Below are 22,817 nucleotides of genomic sequence, written 5' to 3'. Positions count from 1 at the left end.
TCAGAGTGCGCCGAGACGGGTGGCCAGTGCGGTGAGGACGGGCGTCGTACCGCCTCCGATCACCTCGTCGGCCCAGGGGTCGGCGCGCGTTGCCTCGTGATTGACGATCACCAGCGGCATGCCGCGGCGCCGTGCGCGTTCGATCACGCGGATGCCCGAGTTCACCATCAGCGACGTCCCCGCCACCAGCAGGGCATCGGAGCCGTGCACGAGTGCTTCCGACAGTCGGAACCGATCGGCCGGCACGAACTCGCCGAAGTACACCACCTCGGGCTTGAGCATGCCTCCGCACACCGTGCACGGCGGGATCACGAAACCCTCGGAGCTCTCCGGGGTGACATCGCCATCGGGGTTGAGCACGATGTTCTCGGGCACGGTCACCCAGGGGTTCAGCGCATCGATCTGCTCGGCGATCGCGCGCCGGTCGAACACCTGCCCGCAGTCCAGGCAGTGCACGCGGTGCATCGTGCCGTGCAGTTCCACGACGCGGCGACTGCCGACGCGCAGGTGCAGTCCATCGACGTTCTGGGTGACGACGCCGGTGACATCGCCGTGCCGCTCCATCGCGGCGAGTGCTCGATGCCCGTCGTTGGGATCGGGTGAGCTGAATCGGCGGTAGCCGAGGTGTCCGCCCATCCAGTACCGACGTCGCGCGGCTTCATCGCCCAGGTACGTCTGGATCGTCATCGGGTTCACCCGTGATGGGGCCCCGGCCCCTCGGTAGGCGGGGATGCCCGAGTCGGTGGAGATGCCGGCCCCGGTCAGCACCGCTGTGCGACGTCCCCGCAGCAGAGCGGCGGCTCGCTCGATCGCCTCTGGATCGTGGGCGGGGAGTTCGATCGACGACACGGGGGCAGTCTATGCCGGGTGGGTGCACCAGGGCTCGGCCTGCGAGCATGGAGACATGCAGCTGATCCCCGTGGCCGATCATCGCGACCCCGTGCTCGACGACTATCGCGCTCTCACCGATTCCGCACTGCGGCGCGTGCAGGAGCCCGCGGGTGGACTGTACATCGCCGAGTCGGCGAAGGTGATCGAGCGGGCGCTGGCTGCCGGTCACCGGCCGCGTTCGGTGCTCACACAGCAGCGCTGGGTGGACGAGGTGGGCGCGCTGCTGAGCGCGAGTGATGTGCCGGTGTTTGTCGTGTCGGATGCTGTCGCCGAGCAGCTGACCGGGTTCGCGGTGCACCGCGGTGTCATGGCTGCCATGCACCGACCGGAGCTTCCGTCACTGACCGAGGTGCTCATGGGCGCCCGTCGCGTGCTCGTGCTGGAGGACATCGCCGATCCCACGAACATCGGTGCCGCCATCCGGGTCGCCGCGGGTCTGGGCGCCGATGCGGTGCTGGTGACGCCCCGGTGCGGCGACCCGCTGTACCGACGCAGCGTGCGGGTCAGCATGGGCACGGTGTTCCAGGTGCCGTGGACCCGCATCGGCGAATGGAGCGAGGCCGCACGGCAACTGCACGCTCACGGCTTCGAGATCGCCGCGTTGGCCCTGAGTGAGGATGCTGTCACCCTGGACGCCTACGCGGCGAGCGCGCCTGAGCGTGTCGCCCTGGTGATGGGCACCGAGGGGGAAGGGCTGTCGGATGCCGCACTCAAGGCCGCCGATCGGATCGTGACGATCCCGATGGCGGGCGGCGTCGATTCGCTCAACATCGCGTCGGCCGCTGCGGTCGCCGTCTGGGCGATCACGCGCTGACCGCTGGACGCGCTACCCGTCGGCCCGCTGGATCGGCGTCGCGTCGGGCCGCTTGGCCGCGATGTGGTCACCCGATGACTGGTGGCGCAGGCGGCGCAGCACCCACGGCATCAGATGCTCACGCGCCCAGCCGATGTCCTCGGCGCGTGCCTCTCGCCAGGTGCGGGTCGGTAGCGGCTCGGGCTGCATCGCCTGCAGATCGTTGGGCACGTTGAGCGCGCGCAGCACCATGCGGGCCACCTCGTGGTGGCCGAGGGCGTTCAGGTGCAGGCGGTCGTCGTCGAAGAATCGCATGTCCTGGATCGACTTCAGCGCCCACTGGTCGGCGATGATGCAGTCGTGACGGTCGGCGATCGCACGGACATTCTCGTTGTAGATCGCGACCTTGCCGCGGAACGGGCGGAACACCGGAGTGAATCCCGTGTCGATGCCGGTGAACAGCACGACCGCCGCTCCGGTCGATGAGAGGCGCGCGACGGCATCCTCGAGCTGGGCCGCGATCTCATCGGGGTCGGTGCCCGGACGGATCACGTCGTTGCCGCCGGCGCAGATCGAAACCAGGTCGGGGCTGAGCGCGATCGCGGGCTCGATCTGGCCGGACGCGATCTGCGCGATGAGCTTGCCGCGCACGGCGAGGTTCGCGTACGCGAAGTCATCGACGTCCTGTGCGAGCACCTCGGCGACGCGGTCGGCCCATCCGCGGTGGCTGCCGGGCACCGCGGGGTCCGGGTCGCCGATGCCCTCGGTGAACGAGTCGCCGACGGCGACGAAGCGACGCCAGGGGTGCGGCTGGTCGTTCGGGATGTACGGGGTGCGCGATGAGTCCTGGTCGGACACGTCTCCTCCTTCAGCACTGCGCCACGGGGTGCCGATGGCGCGGGTCAGAGCCTACCGCGCGATGTCGGCGGGCTGGCATATCGTAGTCAGGATGCTCTCTCCGTCCTTCCCTCAGCGCGCCCCGTGGGGAACCGCCGACAAGCTGAGGGCATGGCAGCGTGAGGCCCTCGACCGGTATTTCACCGCTGATCAGCGTGACTTCCTGGTCGCCGCGACCCCGGGCGCCGGTAAGACCACCTTCGCGCTCACACTCGCCGTCGAACTGCTGCGCATGGGCGAGGTGAACCGGGTGATCGTCGTCGCGCCCACCGAGCATCTGAAGACGCAGTGGGCAGACGCGGCGGCGCGCGTCAGCATCCGACTCGATCCGCGCTTCCGCAACAGTCACTGGGCGCCGTCGCGGCAGTATCACGGCGTCGTCGTCACCTATGCGCAGGTGGCCGCGCGCTCTTCAGTGCACCGGCATCTCACCGAAGACGCGAAGACGCTCGTGATCCTCGACGAGGTGCACCACGGCGGCGATGCACTCAGCTGGGGCGATGCGATCCGCGACGCGTACGGCCCGGCCAGGCGCCGGCTGCTGCTGTCGGGCACACCGTTTCGCAGCGACACCGCGCCGATTCCGTTCGTGGAGTACGTGCCCGACGAGTCCGGTGCGCGGGTGTCGAGCACCGACTACGCCTACGGGTACGGGCGGGCGCTCGAAGACGGCGTCGTGCGACCGGTGCTGTTCCACATGTACGCCGGGAAGATGCGGTGGCGCACCAGCGCCGGTGACGAGCTCGAGGCACATCTCGGTCAGGACAACACCAAGGACGTCACCTCGCAGGCCTGGCGCACAGCACTGGATCCGGAGGGCGAGTGGATGCCGGCCGTGCTGTCGGCCGCTGATCGCCGCCTCAGCGAGATCCGTCACCATCTGCCCGACGCCGGTGGTCTGGTGCTCGCGACCGATCAGACCGTGGCCCGCGCGTATGCGAAGATCCTGCACGGCATCACCGGCGAGCAGGCGACCGTCGTGCTCTCCGACGACGCGACGGCGTCGGAGCGCATCGAGCAGTTCGCGGGCAACACGCGGCGTTGGATGGTGGCGGTGCGGATGGTGTCGGAGGGCGTGGACGTCCCGCGACTCGCCGTGGGTGTGTACGCCACATCGTCATCGACGCCGCTGTTCTTCGCGCAGGCGATCGGTCGGTTCGTGCGGGCTCGTCGTCGTGGCGAGGCGGCGAGCGTGTTCCTGCCGAACGTCCCCGTGCTGATGACGCTCGCGAACGAGATGGAGAAGCAGCGCGACCACGCTCTCGATCGCCAGACCAAGGACGACGATGGCCTCGAGGACTCGCTGCTGGAGAGCGCGAACCGTGAGGAGGATGCCTCGGATGCCCTCACCCAGGAGTTCAGCTACCAGGCGATCTCGTCGCTGGCGCACTTCGACCGCGTCGTGTTCGACGGCAAGGAGTTCGGGCAGCTCGCCGAGCCGGGCACGCCCGAGGAGGAGGAGTTCATCGGCATCCCGGGGCTGCTCGAACCCGAGCACGTGCACGAGCTGCTGATGCACCGTCAGGCGCGGCAGAGCCGGCTGCGTGAGGCGCGTGAAGCGTCGGCGCCGCCCGAGGCGACCACGACCCTGCCGGCGCCGCTGCATCGCACGCTGCGCGAGCAGCGACAGCTGCTGAACAGCCTCGTCGGTCTGTACGCGCGGCAGAGCGGCGAGCCGCACGGGTCGGTGCACGCCGAGCTGCGGCGGCTCTGCGGCGGTCCGGCGGTCGCGCAGGCGACGGTCACCCAGCTGCAGTCGCGCATCGATCTGCTGCGCAAGCGCGTACGCACCTGAGCCTGGTCTGGTTTCCGAGCCTGGTCGGATCCCTGAGCCCGGCGACGGGTTCGGGCATCCGAAATCCTGTCAATACCTGCCCAGGCGCGGGTTCGTCGACGCGTGATCGATAGCGTGGAGTGTTCGCCCCGAGCCCGGAGGAAGCATGACCGCGCCCGTTCAGCCCACGCCAGCCGACCGCAAGCGGTGGGCACGCTATCTCGCCGAGGAGCGGGCCGAGGGGGCCGTGTACGGTCGCCTCGCCGCCCGCAAGCAGGGAGAGGAACGCGAGATCCTGCTCTCACTCGCCGACGCCGAGCGACGGCACGCCGAGCACTGGCTGGAGCTGCTCGGCCGTGAGCCCACGCGCATGCCCCGCGCCGGGCTGCGCTCTCGGATGCTGGGATGGATGGCGGGGCGCTTCGGATCGATCTTCGTGCTCGCCCTCGCGCAGAGCGCCGAGGCCCGGTCACCCTACGATGCGGAGAAGTACGCCACGCCGGCGATGCGCGCCGACGAGAAGGTGCACTACGAGGTGGTGCGGGGACTCGCCGCACGCGGGCGTCGCCGACTGTCGGGCTCGTTCAGGGCAGCGGTGTTCGGGGCGAATGACGGGCTGGTCTCGAATCTCGCGCTGGTGCTCGGCATCGGTGCCACTGGCGTCGCACCGTCGTTCGTGCTGTTCAGCGGCATCGCGGGACTCCTGGCCGGCGCGCTGTCGATGGGCGCGGGGGAGTTCGTCTCCGTGCGCTCGCAGCGCGAGCTGCTGGCGGCCACCGAGGTCAATGACGACGCGGACGCCACCGCCGGCGACCTCGATATCGACGCGAACGAGCTCGCACTGGTCTACCGCGCCCGCGGGGTCGGTGAGACCGAGGCCCTGGCGCGGGCGGAGCGGGTCGTGAGGGCGGCCAGGGCGGGAGCGCGCCGGGCGAACACGGGGCCGATCGGCACGCACGCCGGTCACAGCGATCATGAGATCGTCGGCAGCGACTGGACGGCCGCGCTCTCGAGCTTCCTGCTGTTCGCCTCCGGGGCGATCGTGCCGGTGCTGCCGTGGATCTTCGGACTCACGGGCGCGACGGCGATCCTCGTCGCACTCGGCCTGGTCGGGGTCGCCCTGCTCATCACCGGCGCGATGGTCGGCATCCTCTCGGGCGGACCGCCGCTGCGGCGCGCACTGCGCCAGCTCGCGATCGGCTTCGGCGCCGCGGCGATCACCTATGTGCTCGGGCTCGTCTTCGGAGTGGGCGCGGTCTGAGCGGCAGGCACCGGTCGGGACCGTGCCCGTCAACCCCCTGCCGGAATCGTGTCGGATGCGAATGACTGGACTCCCACTCACACAACGAGGAGTACAGCATGACCAAGATCATCGAGACCGTCGAGGTCGACGTCCCCGTCGCCGTGGCCTACAACCAGTGGACGCAGTTCGAGAGCTTTCCGCACTTCCTCGAGGAGGTGGTTTCGATCACCCAGACCGATGACACCCGCAATCACTGGGTCGTCAACGTCGCGGGCGCCGAACGCGAGTTCGACACCGTGATCACCGAGCAGCACCCCGACGAGCGGGTTGCCTGGCGCAGCACCGGCGGTGAGACCGCGCACGCGGGCGTGGTGACCTTCCACAAGCTGTCGGACACATCGACCCGCGTGACCGTGCAGATCGACTGGGAGCCGGAGGGGATGCTCGAGAAGCTCGGCGCACTGGCAGGCGCCGCGGGGCACGCGGTGCGCAAGGACCTCGACAACTTCAAGGAGTTCATCGAAGGGCGCGGGTCGGCCACAGGCGGCTGGCGGGGCGACGTGGAGGCCTGATCGCCGAGAAGACGATCGAGGCCCTGGATCCGATGGATCCGGGGCCTCGATACATGTGTGCGCGAGGGGGGACTTGAACCCCCACGCCCTATGCGGGCACTAGCACCTCAAGCTAGCGCGTCTACCTATTCCGCCACCCGCGCAGGTGATGAGAAGTCGTTGCCGACCGAAGAACGACATTAGCACGATCACGAGGCACGCACGAAACCGCGCGACGCCCGGGCGTGGCTGAGCGTTTCGGTAGCCTGGGAGCATGTCCGACCCGACCGTTCCCGAGGTCGCGCAGATCGCGCGCGACCTGATCCGCATCGACACGTCCAACTTCGGGGGCGGCAACGCCCGTGGCGAGCGGGAAGCAGCGGAGTACGTCGGCGCGTACCTGACCGAGCTCAGCCTCAAGCCGGAGTACTACGAGCCGATCCCGCGGCGCACGAACGTGATGGCGCGCGTGCGCGGGCGCAACCCCGACCGTCCCGCACTCGTGGTGCACGGACACCTCGACGTCGTCCCCGCCGTCGCGGAGGACTGGACCGTCGACCCGTTCGAGGGCGTCATCAGCGACGGGATGCTGTGGGGGCGGGGCGCTGTCGACATGAAGAACATGGACGCCATGATCCTCACCGCCGTGGCCGATCTGCTGCGTGCGGGGGAGCAGCCCGACCGTGACCTGATCCTGGCCTTCTTCGCCGACGAGGAGAACGGCGGCGTCGAGGGCTCAGCGCTGGTCGTGCGCGACAGGCCGGAGTGGTTCGCCGGCGCCACCGAGGCGATCAGCGAGGTCGGCGGCTACTCGATCACCGTCGATGACCATCGCGCGTACCTGCTGCAGGTCGGTGAGAAGGCCCTGATGTGGCTGCGACTGGTCGCCAAGGGCCGCGCGGGTCACGGCAGCCGCTACCACGAGGACAACGCGGTCACCCGGCTCTCCGAGGCCGTCGCCGCGATCGGGCGCACCCGCTGGCCGATTCGACTCACCCCGACCACCCAGGCGCTTCTGCAGGGCCTCAGCGACCTCACCGGGCGGCCCGTCGACGATCCGGATGCCCTCGCCGCCGCAGCCGGCCCCGCCGAGGCGTTCCTGCGCTCCACGTTCCGCACCACCACCAACCCGACGGCACTCACCGCCGGCTACAAGCACAACGTGATCCCCGAGACCGCCGAGGCCCTGATCGACGTCCGCGTGATCCCCGGCACCGAGGACGACGTCCTCGCCGAACTGCAGCACATCGTCGGCGACGACATCGAGATCCAGACCGTCGTCCGCGACATCGGGATGGAGACGCCGTTCACCGGAGACCTCGTCGAGCACATGGTCTCGGCTCTGGGACGGCACGATCCCGGCGTGCCGGTGATCCCCTACCTGCTGGGCGCCGGCACCGACAACAAGGCACTCGCGTCGATCGGGATCACCGGATACGGCTTCGCGCCGCTGCAGCTGCCGGCCGACCTCGACTTCACAGGGATGTTCCACGGAGTCGACGAGCGCGTGCCCGTAGAATCGCTTGTCTTCGGTCAGCGGGTGCTGGCCGATCTGCTGCGCGTGTGCTGACCAGCATCCGACCGCTTCCCCACCACATCTCGAAAGCACTGCATGAACCTGCTCGAAGCCCTCATCCTGGGCATCGTCCAGGGACTCACCGAGTTCCTGCCCATCTCGTCCAGCGCGCATCTGCGCATCGTCGGCACGTTCCTGCCGTCCGGCGAAGACCCGGGTGCTGCCTTCACGGCGATCACGCAAATCGGCACCGAAGCCGCAGTCGTGGTGTTCTTCTGGCGCGACATCGTGCGCATCATCGGGCAGTGGTTCCGATCGCTGACCGGACGCGTCCCGCGGGACGATCCGGATGCCAGGATGGGGTGGCTGATCATCATCGGCAGCATCCCGATCGTCGTGCTCGGGCTGCTCTTCCAGGACAAGATCGAGACCGTGCTGCGGTCGCTGTGGCTCGTCGCCATCATGCTGATCGGCTTCGGGTTGCTACTCGGCATCGCCGACTACATCGGCGCCAAGAAGCGTCGACTCAATCAGCTCACGTACCCGCACGGCGTCGCGTTCGGGTTCGCGCAGGCGCTGGCGCTGGTACCGGGCGTCTCGCGATCGGGCGGCACGATCACCATGGGACTGTTCCTCGGCTACGAGCGCGCGGCCGCCGCGCGGTACGCCTTCCTGCTGGCGATCCCCGCCGTCTTCGGAAGCGGCTTCTACCAGCTGGTCAAGCACTGGGATGACCCCAACCCGCACTTCGGTCTCGGCGAGACGTTCGCAGCCACCGGCATCGCGTTCGTGGTCGCGCTGGGCGTGATCGCGTTCTTCATGAACTGGATCTCGAAGCGCAGCTTCCTGCCGTTCGTGATCTATCGGGTGCTGCTCGGCGTGGCGATCATCGTGCTGCTCTCGACGGGTGCCATCCCGGCGCTGTGATCGCTCAGCGCTTGTCGCGCCCGTCGCCCCGGCGGCGCAGGTAGCGTTCGAACGCCTGGGCGATGGCGTCGCCCGATGCATCCGGTGAGTCCCAGGTGTCACGGGTTCGCTCGAGTTGGCGGATGTACTCCGTCATGTCGTCGTCCTCGGCGGCAGCGGCGTCGATCGAGGCCTCCCACGCCGCGGCTTCGGTGCGCAGGTGCTCGCGCGCCGGCCCGACGCCCGTGAGCTCCTCGAGCCGGTCGAGCAGCGCGAGCGTCGCCTTGGGTGAGGGTGCGGCGGAGGCGACGTAGTGGGGGACACTGGCCCACAGCGTCGCCGTGGGGATGTCGGCCTGAGTGGCGAAGTGCTCGAAGACGCTGAGGATGCCCACCGGCCCCTCGTACGTCGTCTTGTCGAGCCCGTGTGCCTCACGCACGCGCTCCTCGGTGCTCGCAGCGAACACCGAGATGGGGCGCGTGTGCGGAACGTCGGAGAGCATCGCGCCGAGGGTGACGAAGCCGGTCACGTCGTCGCGCAGGGCCACATCGATGAACTCGCTGGCGAATGCCTGCCACGCCCTGGCCGGCTCTGCGCCGGTGAGCAGCCACAGCTCGGGGCCCTCGCCGGTGGAGGTCGGTCGCCACAGCGTCGCTTCTGGCCAGACGAGTTCGCGGCGTCCGCTGGCATCCATCCGGGTCGACGGGCGGGTGTACTGGTAGTCGAAGTACAGCTCGGGGTCGGCCGAGTGCACCCGTTCGTAATCGGTGGATTCGCGCAGTGCCGCGATGGCGCCGCTGGCCGCCTCGCCCGCGTCGTTCCAGCCGTCGAACGCGGCGATGATGATACGAGAGCCGAGGACGTCCACCGAGCTCCTCTCCGTCGGCCGTGGATATCCCTCCAGCGTAGTCGCGCCCCGCGCGGCCGGGGTGGGGACACGGCTAGCATGGGTTCAGTGAGCATCAAGCCCATCAGCACCGACAAGCCCAGCGCCGTCCTGTGGGACATGGACGGAACCCTCGTCGACACCGAACCGTACTGGATCGCGGTCGAGACCGAACTCGTGGAGTCATTCGGCGGCACCTGGACCTCTGAGGACGCGCTGCAGCTGGTGGGCAACGCCCTGATCGACAGCGCGAAGATCCTGCGCGCCGCCGGGGTCGACATGGAGCCTGACGCCATCGTGCAGCTGCTCACCGATCGCGTCGCCGAGCGGCTGCGCAGCGAGGGCGTGCCGTTTCGCCCTGGCGCGCGCGAACTGCTCGCCGACCTCCGCGCGCAGGGCATCCCCACGGCGCTGGTGACCATGTCGCTGCGGCGGATGGCGCTCGACGTGGTGAGCCTGATCGACTTCGCGGCGTTCGACTTCGTGGTCGCCGGCGACGACGTGAGCAACCCCAAACCGCATCCCGACCCCTACCTGCAGGCCGCCGGGCTTCTCGGCGTCGACATCGCCGACGCCATCGTGATCGAGGACTCGCCCACCGGGCTCGCTGCAGGACTGGCATCCGGGGCGACCACACTCGGCGTCCCGCACATCGTCGCACTCGACGGACTCGGCGCACACGAGCTGTGGGCGACGCTCGACGGTCGCACCGCCGCCGACCTCGCCGACCTTCGCGCGCGTGTCATGAGCGGGGCGACCCGATGAGCGCGGCACGCCCCAGCGGACCGTTCCGCGAGGGTGACCGCGTGCAGCTGACCGGCCCGAAGGCTCGGATGCACACCATCACGCTGCGCTCCGACGGCGAGCTGCACACGCACCATGGGGTGCTGTTCCACCGCGACCTGATCGGGCAGCCCGACGGCTCCGTCGTGACCAACAGCTCAGGACACGACTATCTCGCGCTGCGGCCGCTGCTGCGCGATTTCGCACTGTCGATGCCGCGCGGCGCGGCGATCGTGTATCCCAAGGATTCGGCGCAGATCGTCATGCAGGCCGACATCTTCCCCGGTGCGGTCGTGGTCGAGGCCGGGGTGGGCTCCGGCGCCCTCTCGCTCGCCCTGCTGCGCGCGATCGGACCCGATGGTGCTCTGACGTCGTTCGAGCGTCGCGAGGACTTCGCCGAGGTCGCGAAGGCGAACGTGGAGACCTTCTTCGGTGAGATGCCCGCTACGTGGGACGTCGTCGTCGGTGATCTCGCCGACGAGCTGCCGCAGCGATTCGAGCCCGGAACGGTCGACCGGGTGGTGCTCGACATGCTCGCGCCCTGGGACTGCATGGACGCCGTCGCCGACGCGCTGACGCCCGGTGGCGTGGTGATCTGCTACATCGCCACGGCCACGCAGCTGTCCCGAGTAGCCGAGTACATCCGCGGAACCGGTCTGTTCACCGAGCCCGACGCCTCGGAGACGATGGTGCGCGGCTGGCACGTCGAGGGGCTCGCCGTGCGGCCCGACCACCGCATGGTGGCGCACACGGGCTTCCTGCTGACCGCGCGGCGGCTCGCGCCGGGCGCTGTGCCACCGGAGGTGCGCCGTCGCGCCTCGAAGTCGAGTTACGGCGATGAGGACGTCGAGCTGTGGACCCCTGGTGCCGTCGGGGATCGCGAGATCACCGACAAGAATCTCCGCAAGCGTGTGCGTGAAGCGCAGAAGGCCGCCGCCGGTGCACGCATCGCGGCCACGTCGCGCGAGGTGCCGCCCGCTTCGGAATAGACTGGGGCGCGTGCGTAAATCGACCGCTGCTCTCTCGGCCCTCGCCCTCTCCGCCCTCGCGCTGACCGGATGCTCGCCCGCGCCGAGCTTCGACGGCGCCGCCTGTGAACGCTCCAGCTCGGCAGGACTGGAGGCGTCCGTCGAAGTGACGGGCTCGTTCGGCACCCCGCAGGTGTCGGTGGACCTTCCGGTCCGGGCATCCGAGGTCAAATACGCCGACCTCATCGTCGGCGACGGCGCACCCATAGCCTCCGCGACGCAGAACGCGATCATGACGCTGATGCTCGTCAACGGCACCACCGGCGAGCCGATCCAGTCGGGACTCAGCGTCTGGAGTCCCGAATCCGCATCGGCGCAGTTCCCGGGCGTCGACGAGGCACTCGCATGCGCTACCGAGGGCAGTCGTGTGGTCGTGGCCATTCCGTCCGGTCAGCTGCCCGAGGGGATGGCCGCACAGGTCGGCCTCGGCGCCGATGACAGCATGCTCGCCGTCTACGACATCCGCTACACGCTGCTGCCGAAGGCCGAGGGCGATGACGTCTTCAACACGACCCGCGGACTGCCGTCGGTCGTTCGCGCGCCCGACGGTCGCCCCGGCATCATCGTGCCCGATAGCGCAGCACCGAAGGAGACGGTCACCGAGACCCTCATCGAGGGTCGAGGCGAAGAGGTCGGCGACGGCGCGGCGATGTTCCACTACACCGCCGTCTCGTGGGCCGACCGATCCGTGACCGGCACCTCGTGGGACGGTGCCGTCATGCTGAACGCCGACTCGCTGCCCGAAGAGGTCGGTACGGCGATCGCCGAGGCTCACATCGGCTCGCAGATCATGGTCATCGTGCCCGGCGATTCGGGTGATGCCGGCATCTACGTGGTCGACGTCCTCGGTGTGATCCCGGAGGAGATGACTCAGGGATGAGCGCAGCCACGATCCCCGCGGAGGAGCGCCTGACGAACCTCGTCGTGGCGCTGATGGCCACGGAGATCGGCCTCACAAAGCAGCAGATCCTCGAGAACGTGTCGGGCTACCGCCAGCGCGTCGAGGCCGGCGCGAAGTCCGATTCGCTCGAGAAGATGTTCGAGCGCGACAAGGACGAGCTCCGCGCCCTGGGGATGCCGATCGAGACGATCGGCGACCCGACCGATCCGCAGGATCTGCGCGAGGCGCGCTACCGGATCCCACTTGCCGAGTACGACCTGCCCAGTGACATCGAGTTCACCGCCGCGGAGCTCGCCGTGCTGCGCCTGGCGGGCAGCGTGTGGAGCGCCGAATCGGTGTCGGGCGACGCACAGTCGGGGGTGCGCAAGATCCGCGCCCTCGGCATCGACGGCGATGAGCAGATCATCGGATTCGCGCCGCGGATCACCGCGCGCGATGCCGCGTTCCCGAAGGTTCAGGAGGGCATCGAACGCAGTCGCGTCGTCGTCTTCGAGTACCTGAAGCCGGGGGAGCAGGCGCCCACCCGGCGCCGCATCCGCCCGCTCGCGCTGGTCGAGTACGAGGCGCGCTGGCACCTGTACGGCATCGATGTGGATGCGGGCGCCGAGCGCACCTTCCTGCTCAGCCGCATCGTCAGCGATGTCAAGGTGACGGCGCAGACCTTCGATCCGTCGCTCCGCGAGGGTGCTGCCGATCGCGCACTGGCGGGGCTCGTCGAGGTGGCGGCATCCCAGAGCGCGCTCCTCGAGGTGACCCCGGGAACGGAGGCCGCCCTGCGACTGGGGCGCCGTTCGACGCCCGCGCCCCAGGGCATCCGCGTGCCCTACGTGGATCGCCATGTGTTCGCCGACGAGCTCGCGGCCTTCGGTCCCGAGGTGCGCGTCGTCGAGCCGGTATCGCTGCGTGAGGCCGTGATCACGCGCCTGCAGGCGATCATGCGCATCCACGACGATGGAGGCCGCATATGAGCGCTTCGCGCGCACCCCTGCTGGCCGCGGATCGCGTCAGGCTCTATCTGACGCTGGTGCCCTACCTGCTCGAGCGCGGGCAGGTGACTCTCGACGAAGCCGCCGCTGATTTCGGTGTGACGGCCGCCGAGATGCGCACGATGGTCGAGAAGCTCACGGTGATCGGCCTGCCCGGTGACTCCGGCTACTGGCAGCTGCCACAGGAGATGTTCGACATCGACTGGGATCTGCTCGACGATCACGGCGTGATCGAGATCACGAACGACGTCGCACTGCGGCGCGTGCCGCGCTTCACGGCGCGGGAGGCCGCGGCGCTGCTGGCCGGACTGCAGATGGTGGCGGCGGTGCCCGCTGTCGCGGATTCCGGGCTCGTGGCGGGCCTGATGGCGAAGCTGTCGCGCGGATCCGCCGATGCACCGCCCGACCTGATCATCGCGCCCGTCGCCGTCAGCGAGGTGCAGGATGTCGTCTCGCGCGCGCTGCATGACGGCGTAGCGGTGTCGTTCCGCTATCAGGCACCCGATGCGGCAGTCACCACGCGCACCGTCGACCCGATGCAGATCCTCATCACCAACGGCCAGTGGTATCTGCAGGGCTGGTGCCACCTGCGCACGGCGATGCGCACCTTCCACCTCGACCGCGTCAGCGAGCCCCAGCTCACCGATATCGCGATCACGCACAGCGACGCGCCCGTGCCGGCCGTGTTCGGCCAGGACGGGGATGCCGGCGGAGTGACCGTTCGCCTTCCCGAACGTCTGGTGCCGCTGTTGGGCGCATTCGCCCACGAAGAGGTCGACCGTGCCGACGGCCAGGTGACCCTGCGGTTCCGCATGGCTGATCCGCGTGTCGTCAAGCGGATCGCAGGGCGTTTCGGCGGCATGATGGAAGTGCTCGACCCGCCGCAGGCGAAGGTCGCCACCCGTGATTGGGCGGCTGCCGCGCTCGCACTGTACGACGTACCCGGCACGGGTTCGCGACGGGTAGACTGAACCGACCTTGACCCATCCCAGAGGAGACATTCCATGGGCAATCTTTTCGCAGGACCACACCTGTGGATCATCCTGATCATCATCCTGCTTCTGTTCGGTGCGGCGAAGCTGCCGGCGCTGGCGAAGAGCCTCGGCCAGTCGGCCCGCGTCTTCAAGGGTGAGATGAAGGCCATGAAGTCCGACGACGCCGAACCGGCTCCGACCGACGGCACCGACGCCGCGTCGACGGGCACCACGGCGCCCGCAGCGCCTCCGGTCGATCGTCCTGCCGATCAGGACACGCCACCTCGCGCTTCATAGGCTGTGACTGAACTGAACGTCGAAGCGCAGCCCGAAGGCGGCAAGCGCGATCGGCGTATGTCGCTCGGCGAGCATCTGCGCGAGGCACGCAAGCGCCTGGTCATCGGCGTGATCGGCCTGGCCGCGGGAATGGTGATCGCCTTCATCATCACCGATCCCGTGATCAACTTCCTCACCGAGCCGATCCGCGTGATCGATGAGAAGCGCGGGGGCGACTTCGCGGAGCTGATGTTCACGGGAATCGCATCTGGCTTCAACCTGCGGATCAGGATGGCGCTGTCCATCGGTCTGCTTCTTTCAGCACCCGTCTGGCTGTGGCAGATCTGGGCGTTCATCATGCCCGGGCTCACGCGCAAGGAGATCAAGTACACGGTGGCGTTCGTCGCCGCCGCGGTGCCGCTGTTCTTCGCCGGAGGCTACGTGGCAGTGCTGGTCGCACCGCATGTCATCGAGGTGATGTCGAACTTCGTGCCCGAGATCGGCGTGAACTTCTTCGACTCCGACTACTACTACGACTTCATCCTGAAGTTCGTGCTGGTGATCGGCGTATCGTTCGTGCTGCCCGTGTTCATGGTCGCATTGAACCTCGCCGGGATCATGACCGGCAAGGCGATGCTCAAGGGGTGGCGCGTCGCGATCCTGGTCGCCTCGCTGTTCGCCGCCGTCGCCACCCCCGCCGCCGACATCGGCTCGATGCTGATGCTCGCGGGCATCCTGATCGTGCTGTACTTCGCGGCGGCGTTCCTGTCGCTCTTCTTCGACCGGGGGAAGCGAAAGCGCGAGCTCGCCGCGGGACTCGATCCAGACAACCCGGTGGCATGACCTCGCCCGCCGAGCGCTACGCGGCCGCCCGGTCTGCGGCCGATCATCCGCAGACGCAGGCTTTCGCCGCACGGCAGCGCTTCGATCTGGATCCGTTCCAGATCGAGGCGTGTCAGGCGCTCGAGCGCGGTCGCAGCGTTCTGGTAGCCGCCCCCACGGGGGCCGGAAAGACTATCGTGGGCAAGTTCGCGATCCACCTCGCGATGCAGTCTCCGAACGAGAAGGCGTTCTACACCACGCCGATGAAGGCGCTGTCGAACCAGAAGTTCCGCGAACTCGTCGATGTCTACGGGCCCGACGACGTCGGCCTGCTCACCGGTGACACGAACATCAACGGTAACGCGCGCATCGTGGTGATGACCACCGAGGTGCTGCGTAACATGCTCTATGCCGACTCCGATGCGCTGCGCGGGCTGCGGTACGTCGTCATGGACGAGGTGCACTACCTCGCCGATCGGTTCCGGGGACCGGTGTGGGAAGAGGTGATCCTGCACCTGCCGCAGCAGGTGCGCCTCATCTCGCTGAGCGCCACGGTCTCCAACGCCGAGGAGTTCGGCGACTGGCTCGACACTGTGCGCGGCGACACCGACGTGATCGTGTCCGAGATCCGCCCGGTGCCGTTGGAACAGCATGTGCTGGTGCGCGACGACCTGCTTCCGCTGTTCGACGACCGTGCGGGCGTCGCCACTGCGCAGGTCAATCAGGAGCTGTTCCGCATCCGCTCGTTCACCGGTTCCCGCCATGAGAGCAACCGCCGCGCGCAGGAGTACATCAGCAATCGGCACGCCGGTCGGCAGGCCCAGCGTCCGCCGCGCGGGGGCAAGCGGCCGGTGCGCGCGTCGAACATGCGGCGCATCGAGCGGATGGATCGTGCCGATGTGGTGCGGCTGCTCGAGCGGTTGAGCCTGCTGCCGGCGATCTTCTTCATCTTCAGCCGGGTCGGCTGTGATGCGGCGGTGCAGCAGGTGCGTCGTGCCGGGGTGCGGCTGACCTCGCAGGACGAGCGCAGCCTGATCCGCGAGATCGTCGAGGAGCGCACGAGATCGCTGCAGGACGAGGATCTCGACGTGCTCGGATTCTGGGAGTGGCGCGACAACCTCGAGCGTGGCGTGGCGGCCCACCATGCCGGGCTGCTGCCCGCCTTCAAGGAGGTCGTCGAGGAGCTCTTCCAGCGCAAGCTCGTGAAGGTGGTCTTCGCCACTGAGACGCTCGCGCTCGGCATCAACATGCCGGCGCGCACCGTGGTGCTCGAGAAGATGGAGAAGTTCAACGGCGAGGCGCGCGTCGCCATCACCTCGGGGGAGTACACCCAGCTCACCGGGCGCGCAGGTCGCCGGGGGATCGACGTCGAGGGCCACGCGGTCGTGCAGTGGACGGAGGGCATGGATCCCCAGGCCGTCGCAGCACTGGCATCCCGACGCACCTACCCGCTCAACTCCAGCTTCCGTCCCACGTACAACATGGCGGTCAACCTCATCGACCGGTTCGGGCGTGAGCGGGCGAGGGAGATCCTCGAATCGTCGTTCGCGCAGTTCCAGGCAGATCGGGCCGTCGTCGGCCTCGCGCGCAAGGTGAAGGATGCCGAGGAGTCCCTCCAGGGCTATCTGAAGGCCATGGAGTGCGACCGCGGTGACTTCCTCGACTACGCGGCGATCCGCCGCGAACTCAGCGACCTCGAGAAGAAGAACCGCAAGGACTCCGCAGGCCCCCGCGCCGCACGCGAGAAGCGGATGAAGAAGATCCAGTCACTGCGCACGCGGATGCAGCGGCACTCCTGTCACAGTTGTCCCGATCGCGAGGCGCACGCCCGATGGGCGGAGCGCTACTACTCCCTCAAGCGCGATACCGATCGCATCCGCCGTCAGATCGAGAACCGCACGGGCACGGTAGCGCGCATCTTCGACCGCGTGATCGACGTGCTGCAGGTGGTGGACTACCTCGAGACCGATGGTGACGACCTGCGGCTCACCGATGCGGGACGCACCATGCGCCGCATCTATGGCGAGCGCGACCTGCTCGTGGCCGAGGCGCTGCGGCTGAACCTGTGGCGCAACCTCGACGCGCCGTCGCTGGCGGCGATGGCGAGCTGCCTGGTGTATGAGCCTCGCCGCGGTGAGCAGTCGATGGGGGAGCGGGGGCTGCCGCGAGGGGCGTTCCGCATCGCGTATGATGCGACTATGCGGCTGTGGGCTGAACTCGACGAACTCGAGCACGATTACTCGCTGCCACGCACCGAGCCGCTCGCCCCCGGGCTGGCCGCGGCGATGCACGGCTGGACCCGCGGGGGCCCGCTCGAGCGCGTGCTGATCGATGCCGACATGGCGGCCGGCGACTTCGTGCGCTGGGCGAAGCAGACCATCGACCTGCTCGATCAGCTGTCGATCGTCGCCGAGGACGACGAGCTCGCGCGCACAGCGCGCCGGGCCCTCGACGGGGTGCGACGCGGCATCGTCGCCTATTCGGCGGTGTGATCGGATGTCCGAAGAATCGACCGATGCGCGAGCGCGCCCGCTGATCCCGCTGTGGCTGGCGGTGCCGATGGCCGGGGTGGCCGGCGTGCTGATGAACCTGGCGTTCCCGTCGCTCGCTGCCTGGCCGCTGGCGTTCGTCGCGCTGGCTCTGCTGCTGCCCACTTTGATCGGCCGCCGCGTCGGTGGCGCGATGCTGGTCTCCGGTGTGTACGGGGTCGCGCTCTTCTCGCTGCTCGTCTCGTGGACCGCCCGGTATCTCGGGCCCGTCCCGTGGGCGGCGCTGTTCGTGCTGCAGGCCGCACTGACGGCCGTCGCACTCGTGCCGATCGCGCTGGCGTACCGCTGGCTGCCGCGTGCCTGGCCTGGCGGCCGCAGCGTGGTGCTCCCGCTCCTCGTGGCCGCGCTGTGGACGCTGTACGAGCTGTTCCTCGGCAACTGGCCCTATGGAGGGTTCCCGTGGGCCAGACTCGGCATGACGCAGGCCGAGGGGCCGTTCGCCCCGGTGGCCTCGTGGCTCGGCGTCAGTGGGCTCACGTTCTTGATGGTGGCCGCTGTGGCGCTGCTGATCGAGGTGGTGCGGACGCGCGCGTGGCGGCGCCCAGTGCAGTGGATCGCCCCGGCCCTGACGGTGCTGGTACTGGTCTTCACCCCGCTGTTCCCGACCACGCCGTCGGGCACCATGCGCATCGCGGCTGTGCAGGGGAACGGCGCGACCGGATACTTCGACGACCGCGAGCCGTACGGGGTGATCACCGCGCAGAAGAAGGCGACCGATGCGCTGCGCGGCGAAGACATCGACCTGATCGTGTGGCCCGAGGGCGGCGTCGATTACGACCCGTTCCGCGACGAAGCCACGGCGCGCCGTCTGACACGCGTCGTCACCGCCTTCGATGCGCCGCTGCTGGCCAACACCGCCACGCAGCGCGGTGACGAGTACTTCAACACGTCGTTCCTCTGGACCGCGGACGGCACGGCTGCGCAGACGCACGACAAGCGGCATCCGGTGCCCTTCGGCGAGTATGTGCCCGACCGCGAGTTCTACTTCGCGATAGCGCCGGACCTGATCGGCCTGATCGGCCGCGAATACACGCCGGGATCCAACCCGCCGATCGTCGAGGTCGACGGCGTCGGCGTCGGCCTGGCCATCTGCTTCGACGTGATCTATGACGAGGTGATCCGTGAGGCTGTCACGGGCGGCTCCGAGGTGCTGGTGTTCCAGACCAACAACGCCGACTTCCGCGGCACCGACGAGAATCTGCAGCAGCTGGCCTTCGCGCGGATGCGCGCGATCGAGACCGGACGCAGCGTCGTGAACGTGTCCACGGTCGGCACCAGTCAGATCATCCGTCCCGACGGATCGACCGTGTCGTCGCTGGACGCAGATGAGGCCGGAGCGCTGCTCGAGGATGTCGAACTGCGTTCCGGCCTCACGGCGGGAGTCGTGCTGGGACCCTGGATTCAGCTGGGGATCATCATCTCAGGGTCCCTGGTGCTGCTGGCTGCGGGCGTGCACGCTCGGCGGCGGCGCTGAATCAGGCGCCGATGCGCTCGCGGTTGGGGTCGTCGCCGGCGCCACGGCGGGCACGGACGTACGCGAGACGGTCGGCGAGGAGCTCTTCGAGCTCATCGCGCGTGCGACGCTCCAGCAGCATGTCCCAGTGGGTACGGGCCGCCTTCTCGTCGCTCTCCTCGAGCTTGACCGATGCTCCATCGATCTGCAGCACCGCCTCAGCGCCGCAACCGCGGCACTCCCAGGTCTGCGGCGGCTCTGCGTCCGCCGCGAACATCAGGGTCGTCTCCTGCCCACACGACTCGCACTTGTATGCGGTCGCGCGTCGCTCCATGAAAACGACGCCCTCTTCGCTCTGAAGGCTCTGCGCACCCAGTCGGATGCCGCGAAGGCTGCGATCTGCCATTGTGTGGTCCTCTCGTCGCTGTCAGGTATAACGCTCGCGCCTGTGCGCTTCATCCACAGCGGCGAGTTCAGCGAAGAACTCACAGGTGAATCCCAGGTCAATGGGCCGGTTTTGGGTGTATCAGGAGATACCCAGGGTCGCGACCGCGAGATCGGCTCGATCGGTCACGATGCCGTCCGCGCCCGCCGCGATGAGACGGCGCATGTCATCCGCGTCGTTGACAGTCCAGACATGCACCTCCACACCGTGCGCGTGGGCGGCTCTGACCAGCGAAGGAGTGAACAGGCGCACCCCATTGTGGCGTTCCGGGATCTGCACGGCATCCACATCGCGCAGTGCGCGTGCGGAGGAGAGCCGGATGCCCGAGAGCGCGCGGAGCGCGCCGATCACCCTGGTGCCGCCCGAGGTCGCGGGAGACATGGCGGCGCCTGCCCGGCGAACGGATGCCAGGGCTGTGGTCCTGATGCGGTCGGAGAAGCTCGTGAGCAGCACCCGGTGCGCGTGGGGCGCGATCAGCGGACCGATCGGCTCTGCCCCGGTGGCGGACTTCACATCTATGTTGAATCGCGAGCGCGGGAACGCCTCGAGGGCATCGCCGACCGTCAGCAGACCGCCGTGCTCTGAGAAGAGCTCGGCCAGTTCGGCGGTGCGCACCTCGGCGATCGCCCGCGGATCGCCGGCGACACGCTCGAGGGTGGCGTCGTGGAAGAGCACCACGTCGCCGTCGGCGGTCACCTGGCAGTCGGTCTCGATGTATTCAGCGCCGGCGGCGTGCGCGGCGGCGAAAGCGGCCGCCGTGTTCTCCCACAGTGACGGATCCTGTCCGGGGGCGGAGGAGAGTCCGCGATGGGCGAGGATGCGGGGCTCACTCGCACCCTGGAAGTACGGGTGGGTCACGCGTCGCGCTGCAGATCCGTGCCTGGCCGGGGCGTGAACGCCGTGCCGATGCCCTTCAGCGCCTCGGTCAGCTCGCTGGGGATGATCCAGAGCTTGCTCGACTCGCTCTCACTGATCTTCGGCAGCATCTGCAGGTACTGGTAGGCGAGCAGCTTGTCGTCGGGACGGCCCTGGTGGATCGCGCTGAACACGTTCTGGATGGCCTCGGCCTCACCCTGCGCGCGCAGTACCGCGGCCTGCTTGTCGCCCTCGGCCTGCAGGATCGCCGCCTGCCGCTGTCCCTCGGCCTCGAGGATCTGCGACTGCTTCGAGCCCTCCGCCGTGAGGATCGCTGCGCGGCGGTCTCGCTCGGCGCGCATCTGCTTCTCCATCGAGTCCTGGATCGAGACGGGCGGGTCGATCGCCTTGAGCTCGACGCGGGAGACGCGGATGCCCCATTTGCCGGTGGCCTCGTCGAGCACGACGCGCAGCTGCCCGTTGATCTCGTCGCGGCTGGTCAGCGCCTCTTCGAGGTTGAGTCCGCCGACGACGTTGCGCAGGGTCGTCGTCGTGAGCTGCTCGACGGCACCGAGGTAGTTGGCGATCTCATAGGTGGCCGCTCTGGCGTCGGTCACCTGGAAGTACACGACGGTGTCGATCGAGACGACGAGGTTGTCCTCGGTGATCACCGGCTGCGGGGGGAACGACACCACCTGCTCGCGCATGTCGATCAGCGGGCGCAGCCGATCGATGAACGGCACGAGCAGGTTCAGTCCTGGGCTGAGGGTCTTGTGGTAGCGCCCGAGTCGTTCGACGATGCCGGCGGTGGCCTGCGGGATGATGCGGATCGCGCGCGCCAGGGTCACCAGGACGAAGATGATGACGGCGATGGCCAGGACCCAGGCGATCGCGGCGGGAATGATCGAACTGTCCATCAGAGTTCCTCTTCGGTCACGGGGTGGACGATTGCGGTGGCACCGGTGATCTCGGCGACGGCGATGTGGTGCCCGCGGGGGATCGGTGCGCCGTCGAAGCTGCGGGCGGTCCAGGTGTCGCCGTTGCTGAGCTTCACGAGGCCGCTGGCCTGGGTGACATCCTCGAGCACGACTCCGCCCAGGTCGATCAGCGCGTCCATGTTCGACGGAGTGGGATCCTCATCCCGGCTGAGCCGCTGCAGCAGCGGCGGTCTCAGGAAGAGCACGAACGCAGACGCCGCGACGCCGGCGACGATCACCTGCGCCCAGATCGGGAACCCGATCAGGTCGGTCAGCAGGCCGACGGCGCCGCCGAAGGCGAGCATCAGGAAGGTGAGGTCGAGCGTGAGCATCTCGATCACGAGGAACAGTGCGATCAGCACGAGCCAGCCGATCCACGCCCATTCCTCGATGACCGTGATGAATGTCGTGAAGCCGTCCATGGGCCCTCCTGGGCACAACCTACCACGTGGCCGCGGCATGGGTCCTCGCTACAGGGGTTGTAGTGTGGGTTGTCGCAGAACGTGCGAAATCCGCGCCCACGAGGAGTCGAAATGACCCAGGTCCTCCCCGCCGGATCCCTCGACGGGAAGGTGGCGCTCGTCACCGGATCGTCGCGAGGAATCGGCGCAGACACGATCCGCTACTTCGCCGAGGCCGGCGCAGATGTCGTGATCAACTTCCGCAACAAGGCACCGCGCGCCGAGAAGCTCGCGAACGAGCTGCGCGCTCTCGGGCGCCGAGCGCTGGTCGTCGGCGCCGACCTCACCGATGCCGATTCGGTGGCGTCGATGTTCGAGCAGGTGCGTGAGGAGTTCGGGCGTCTCGACATCCTGGTGCTGAACGCCTCGGGTGGTATGGAGTCCGGCATGGCCGAGGACTATGCCCTCAAGCTCAACCGTGACGCGCAGGTGGGCGTGCTCACGGCCGCAGAGCCGCTTCTCGGTGAAGGCTCGCGGGTCGTGTTCGTGACCAGCCACCAGGCGCATTTCATCCGCACCACGCCGACCATGACCGAGTACGAGCCTGTGGCCAAGTCGAAGCGCGCGGGAGAAGATGCCCTGCGCGAGCTGATCCCCGGCCTTGCCGAGAAGGGCATCGGGTTCACCGTCGTGTCCGGCGACATGATCGAGGGCACCATCACCGCGACCCTGCTCGAGCGTGCGAATCCCGGTGCGATCGCCGGGCGCCGTGAGTCGGCCGGCAAGCTCTACAACGTCTCGGAGTTCGCCGCCGAGGTCGCGCAGGCGGCCGTCGACCCGGTGCCGGCGGACAACACCCGTCTGATCGGCGACACTTCCGACTTCCAGCCCGAGTGAGCCGGCTGCACGG

Annotated in this window: 23 protein-coding genes and 1 tRNA gene; 16 read left to right on the top strand and 8 right to left on the bottom strand. The window is 68.5% G+C overall.

Going from position 1 to position 22,817, the window contains the following annotated elements:
• A complete protein-coding gene (locus tag WDU99_RS04560; protein WP_337331256.1) occupies nt 1-849 on the bottom strand; it encodes a Sir2 family NAD-dependent protein deacetylase in 849 nt (282 codons plus the stop codon).
• A 55-nt stretch (nt 850-904) separates the two neighbouring features.
• On the opposite strand from WDU99_RS04560, the gene WDU99_RS04555 reads away from it, so the two are divergent.
• The gene (locus WDU99_RS04555) at nt 905-1,705 is read left to right on the top strand and encodes a TrmH family RNA methyltransferase (protein WP_337331255.1); all 801 of its coding nucleotides are present in this window, start codon (nt 905-907) and stop codon (nt 1,703-1,705) included.
• Between the two features lie 12 nt (nt 1,706-1,717).
• Here WDU99_RS04555 and WDU99_RS04550 read toward each other — a convergent pair whose 3' ends face one another.
• Complete coding sequence (locus tag WDU99_RS04550) at nt 1,718-2,542, bottom strand: SGNH/GDSL hydrolase family protein (RefSeq protein ID WP_337331254.1); 825 nt, start codon at nt 2,540-2,542, stop codon at nt 1,718-1,720.
• A 91-nt stretch (nt 2,543-2,633) separates the two neighbouring features.
• Here WDU99_RS04550 and WDU99_RS04545 point away from each other — a divergent pair, with 91 nt between their 5' ends.
• The 3 genes from WDU99_RS04545 (at nt 2,634) to WDU99_RS04535 (ending at nt 6,170) form a co-directional block, all read left to right on the top strand.
• A complete protein-coding gene (locus WDU99_RS04545) occupies nt 2,634-4,376 on the top strand; it encodes a DEAD/DEAH box helicase (RefSeq protein WP_337331253.1) in 1,743 nt (580 codons plus the stop codon).
• 145 nt (nt 4,377-4,521) lie between these two features.
• Nucleotides 4,522-5,616 (top strand): VIT1/CCC1 transporter family protein, encoded by a 1,095-nt coding sequence (locus WDU99_RS04540; RefSeq protein WP_337331252.1) that lies wholly within the window; start codon nt 4,522-4,524, stop codon nt 5,614-5,616.
• A gap of 98 nt (nt 5,617-5,714) precedes the next feature.
• Nucleotides 5,715-6,170, top strand: a complete 456-nt coding sequence (locus WDU99_RS04535; RefSeq protein ID WP_337331251.1) for an SRPBCC family protein — start codon at nt 5,715-5,717, stop codon at nt 6,168-6,170.
• 58 nt (nt 6,171-6,228) lie between these two features.
• Here the strand turns inward: WDU99_RS04535 and WDU99_RS04530 are convergent.
• Nucleotides 6,229-6,313: transfer RNA gene (locus WDU99_RS04530), tRNA-Leu, on the bottom strand.
• 110 nt (nt 6,314-6,423) lie between these two features.
• Here WDU99_RS04530 and WDU99_RS04525 point away from each other — a divergent pair.
• Both WDU99_RS04525 and WDU99_RS04520 read left to right on the top strand, forming a co-directional pair.
• Nucleotides 6,424-7,719, top strand: a complete 1,296-nt coding sequence (locus tag WDU99_RS04525) for a M20/M25/M40 family metallo-hydrolase (RefSeq protein WP_337331250.1) — start codon at nt 6,424-6,426, stop codon at nt 7,717-7,719.
• Between the two features lie 42 nt (nt 7,720-7,761).
• Nucleotides 7,762-8,592: an undecaprenyl-diphosphate phosphatase gene (locus tag WDU99_RS04520; RefSeq protein ID WP_337331249.1), complete on the top strand. Its 831-nt coding sequence runs from the start codon at nt 7,762-7,764 to the stop codon at nt 8,590-8,592.
• A 4-nt stretch (nt 8,593-8,596) separates the two neighbouring features.
• On the opposite strand, the gene WDU99_RS04515 is transcribed toward WDU99_RS04520, so the two are convergent.
• Nucleotides 8,597-9,439 carry a PAC2 family protein gene (locus tag WDU99_RS04515; protein ID WP_337331248.1) on the bottom strand — a complete coding sequence of 281 codons (843 nt, stop codon included), beginning with the start codon at nt 9,437-9,439 and terminating at the stop codon, nt 8,597-8,599.
• A 102-nt stretch (nt 9,440-9,541) separates the two neighbouring features.
• Between WDU99_RS04515 and WDU99_RS04510 the strand changes: the two genes are divergently transcribed.
• From WDU99_RS04510 to lnt, 9 genes are read left to right on the top strand one after another with little or no spacing between them, the layout of a single operon-like run.
• Nucleotides 9,542-10,222 (top strand): HAD family hydrolase, encoded by a 681-nt coding sequence (locus WDU99_RS04510; protein WP_337331428.1) that lies wholly within the window; start codon nt 9,542-9,544, stop codon nt 10,220-10,222.
• Nucleotides 10,219-11,229, top strand: a complete 1,011-nt coding sequence (locus WDU99_RS04505) for a tRNA (adenine-N1)-methyltransferase (RefSeq protein ID WP_337331247.1) — start codon at nt 10,219-10,221, stop codon at nt 11,227-11,229. The genes WDU99_RS04510 and WDU99_RS04505 overlap by 4 nt, the downstream gene beginning before the upstream one ends.
• A gap of 10 nt (nt 11,230-11,239) precedes the next feature.
• Nucleotides 11,240-12,148, top strand: a complete 909-nt coding sequence (locus WDU99_RS04500; RefSeq protein WP_337331246.1) for an FKBP-type peptidyl-prolyl cis-trans isomerase — start codon at nt 11,240-11,242, stop codon at nt 12,146-12,148.
• Entirely contained in the window at nt 12,145-13,137 is a 993-nt protein-coding gene (locus WDU99_RS04495; protein ID WP_337331245.1) for a helix-turn-helix transcriptional regulator, read from the top strand. The genes WDU99_RS04500 and WDU99_RS04495 overlap by 4 nt, the downstream gene beginning before the upstream one ends.
• A complete protein-coding gene (locus WDU99_RS04490; RefSeq protein ID WP_337331244.1) occupies nt 13,134-14,126 on the top strand; it encodes a helix-turn-helix transcriptional regulator in 993 nt (330 codons plus the stop codon). Before WDU99_RS04495 ends, WDU99_RS04490 begins: the two co-directional genes overlap by 4 nt.
• Nucleotides 14,127-14,159: 33 nt before the next feature.
• On the top strand, nt 14,160-14,426 hold the full coding sequence (locus WDU99_RS04485) for a twin-arginine translocase TatA/TatE family subunit (RefSeq protein ID WP_337331243.1): 267 nt from the start codon (nt 14,160-14,162) through the stop codon (nt 14,424-14,426).
• Nucleotides 14,427-14,483: 57 nt separating this feature from the next.
• The gene (tatC, locus tag WDU99_RS04480; RefSeq protein ID WP_337331427.1) at nt 14,484-15,248 is read left to right on the top strand and encodes a twin-arginine translocase subunit TatC; all 765 of its coding nucleotides are present in this window, start codon (nt 14,484-14,486) and stop codon (nt 15,246-15,248) included.
• Nucleotides 15,245-17,719 (top strand): DEAD/DEAH box helicase, encoded by a 2,475-nt coding sequence (locus WDU99_RS04475; RefSeq protein WP_337331242.1) that lies wholly within the window; start codon nt 15,245-15,247, stop codon nt 17,717-17,719. Before tatC ends, WDU99_RS04475 begins: the two co-directional genes overlap by 4 nt.
• Before the next feature lie 4 nt (nt 17,720-17,723).
• A complete protein-coding gene (lnt, locus tag WDU99_RS04470) occupies nt 17,724-19,250 on the top strand; it encodes an apolipoprotein N-acyltransferase (protein ID WP_337331241.1) in 1,527 nt (508 codons plus the stop codon).
• Nucleotide 19,251: 1 nt separating this feature from the next.
• Here the strand turns inward: lnt and WDU99_RS04465 are convergent, their stop codons facing one another.
• The 4 genes from WDU99_RS04465 to WDU99_RS04450 all read right to left on the bottom strand — a co-directional run bounded on the left by WDU99_RS04465 (nt 19,252) and on the right by WDU99_RS04450 (nt 21,928).
• A complete protein-coding gene (locus tag WDU99_RS04465) occupies nt 19,252-19,635 on the bottom strand; it encodes an RNA polymerase-binding protein RbpA (RefSeq protein ID WP_337331240.1) in 384 nt (127 codons plus the stop codon).
• A 120-nt stretch (nt 19,636-19,755) separates the two neighbouring features.
• Nucleotides 19,756-20,532: a glycerophosphodiester phosphodiesterase family protein gene (locus WDU99_RS04460; protein ID WP_337331239.1), complete on the bottom strand. Its 777-nt coding sequence runs from the start codon at nt 20,530-20,532 to the stop codon at nt 19,756-19,758.
• Entirely contained in the window at nt 20,529-21,446 is a 918-nt protein-coding gene (locus WDU99_RS04455; RefSeq protein ID WP_337331238.1) for an SPFH domain-containing protein, read from the bottom strand. Before WDU99_RS04455 ends, WDU99_RS04460 begins: the two co-directional genes overlap by 4 nt.
• On the bottom strand, nt 21,446-21,928 hold the full coding sequence (locus tag WDU99_RS04450; protein ID WP_337331237.1) for an NfeD family protein: 483 nt from the start codon (nt 21,926-21,928) through the stop codon (nt 21,446-21,448). The genes WDU99_RS04455 and WDU99_RS04450 overlap by 1 nt, the downstream gene beginning before the upstream one ends.
• Before the next feature lie 111 nt (nt 21,929-22,039).
• Here WDU99_RS04450 and WDU99_RS04445 point away from each other — a divergent pair, with 111 nt between their 5' ends.
• Nucleotides 22,040-22,804 (top strand): SDR family oxidoreductase, encoded by a 765-nt coding sequence (locus WDU99_RS04445; RefSeq protein ID WP_337331236.1) that lies wholly within the window; start codon nt 22,040-22,042, stop codon nt 22,802-22,804.
• Nucleotides 22,805-22,817 lie beyond the last annotated feature (13 nt).

This window comes from Microbacterium bandirmense (assembly GCF_037204185.1).
Classification (GTDB): Bacteria; Actinomycetota; Actinomycetes; order Actinomycetales; family Microbacteriaceae; genus Microbacterium; species Microbacterium bandirmense.
Note: the sequence above shows the minus strand (reverse complement) of the source record. Positions and strands in the feature narration are given on the sequence as shown.

What these genes read in the sequence shown, in the direction of transcription:
- WDU99_RS04555 (WP_337331255.1), top strand. Translation starts at nt 905, where the DNA reads ATGCAGCTGATCCCCGTGGCCGATCATCGCGACCCCGTGCTCGACGAC.
- WDU99_RS04545 (WP_337331253.1), top strand. Translation starts at nt 2,634, where the DNA reads ATGCTCTCTCCGTCCTTCCCTCAGCGCGCCCCGTGGGGAACCGCCGAC.
- WDU99_RS04540 (WP_337331252.1), top strand. Translation starts at nt 4,522, where the DNA reads ATGACCGCGCCCGTTCAGCCCACGCCAGCCGACCGCAAGCGGTGGGCA.
- WDU99_RS04535 (WP_337331251.1), top strand. Translation starts at nt 5,715, where the DNA reads ATGACCAAGATCATCGAGACCGTCGAGGTCGACGTCCCCGTCGCCGTG.
- WDU99_RS04525 (WP_337331250.1), top strand. Translation starts at nt 6,424, where the DNA reads ATGTCCGACCCGACCGTTCCCGAGGTCGCGCAGATCGCGCGCGACCTG.
- WDU99_RS04520 (WP_337331249.1), top strand. Translation starts at nt 7,762, where the DNA reads ATGAACCTGCTCGAAGCCCTCATCCTGGGCATCGTCCAGGGACTCACC.
- WDU99_RS04505 (WP_337331247.1), top strand. Translation starts at nt 10,219, where the DNA reads ATGAGCGCGGCACGCCCCAGCGGACCGTTCCGCGAGGGTGACCGCGTG.
- WDU99_RS04495 (WP_337331245.1), top strand. Translation starts at nt 12,145, where the DNA reads ATGAGCGCAGCCACGATCCCCGCGGAGGAGCGCCTGACGAACCTCGTC.
- WDU99_RS04490 (WP_337331244.1), top strand. Translation starts at nt 13,134, where the DNA reads ATGAGCGCTTCGCGCGCACCCCTGCTGGCCGCGGATCGCGTCAGGCTC.
- WDU99_RS04485 (WP_337331243.1), top strand. Translation starts at nt 14,160, where the DNA reads ATGGGCAATCTTTTCGCAGGACCACACCTGTGGATCATCCTGATCATC.
- tatC (WP_337331427.1), top strand. Translation starts at nt 14,484, where the DNA reads ATGTCGCTCGGCGAGCATCTGCGCGAGGCACGCAAGCGCCTGGTCATC.
- WDU99_RS04475 (WP_337331242.1), top strand. Translation starts at nt 15,245, where the DNA reads ATGACCTCGCCCGCCGAGCGCTACGCGGCCGCCCGGTCTGCGGCCGAT.
- lnt (WP_337331241.1), top strand. Translation starts at nt 17,724, where the DNA reads ATGTCCGAAGAATCGACCGATGCGCGAGCGCGCCCGCTGATCCCGCTG.
- WDU99_RS04465 (WP_337331240.1), bottom strand. Translation starts at nt 19,635, where the DNA reads ATGGCAGATCGCAGCCTTCGCGGCATCCGACTGGGTGCGCAGAGCCTT.
- WDU99_RS04455 (WP_337331238.1), bottom strand. Translation starts at nt 21,446, where the DNA reads ATGGACAGTTCGATCATTCCCGCCGCGATCGCCTGGGTCCTGGCCATC.
- WDU99_RS04450 (WP_337331237.1), bottom strand. Translation starts at nt 21,928, where the DNA reads ATGGACGGCTTCACGACATTCATCACGGTCATCGAGGAATGGGCGTGG.
- WDU99_RS04445 (WP_337331236.1), top strand. Translation starts at nt 22,040, where the DNA reads ATGACCCAGGTCCTCCCCGCCGGATCCCTCGACGGGAAGGTGGCGCTC.